This is a genomic window from Luedemannella flava, from assembly GCF_039528515.1.
In the GTDB taxonomy this organism is placed as follows: Bacteria; Actinomycetota; Actinomycetes; order Mycobacteriales; family Micromonosporaceae; genus Luedemannella; species Luedemannella flava.
Map to the genome: position 1 here is coordinate 1 of NZ_BAAALT010000305.1, position 576 is coordinate 576.

The 576-nt window shown below is 53.8% G+C and carries 1 pseudogene; it reads right to left on the minus strand.

Going from position 1 to position 576, the window contains the following annotated elements:
- Nucleotides 1–57 precede the first annotated feature (57 nt).
- Nucleotides 58–576, minus strand: a pseudogene (locus tag ABD211_RS32870) (IS5-like element IS903B family transposase); the annotation flags it as partial.

Genomic DNA, 576 nt, shown 5'->3' on the forward strand with positions numbered 1-576 from the left:
TGGCTTTGTTGAATAAATCAGATTTCGGGTAAGTCTCCCCCGTAGCGGGTTGTGTTTTCAGGCAATACGCACGCTTTCAGGCATACCTGCTTTCGTCATTTTGTTCAGCGCTCGTACCAGGGCCATAGCCTCCGCAACCTGACCATCGTAGTCACGCAGCGTCAGTGAACCCCCGAACAGCTGTTTTACCCGGTACATCGCCGTTTCCGCTATCGAGCGACGGTTGTAATCTGTTGTCCATTTCCACCGCGCATTACTCCCGGTCATTCGCTGATTAGCCACTGCACGGTTACGGTCTGCATATTCACCGGGCCAGTAACCCGCACCTTTTCGGGGCGGGATAAGCGCGCTGATTTTCTTACGCCGCAGTTCATCGTGACAGAGCCGGGTGTCGTAAGCGCCGTCTGCCGATGCTGCCCTGATTTTTCTGTGAGTCTGCCGGATAAGACCCGGGAAGGCTTCTGAGTCCGTCACATTGTTCAGCGACAGGTCTGCACAGATGATTTCATGTGTGTTGCTGTCAACTGCCAGATGCAACTTTCGCCATATACGACGGCGTTCCTGGCCATGCTTTTT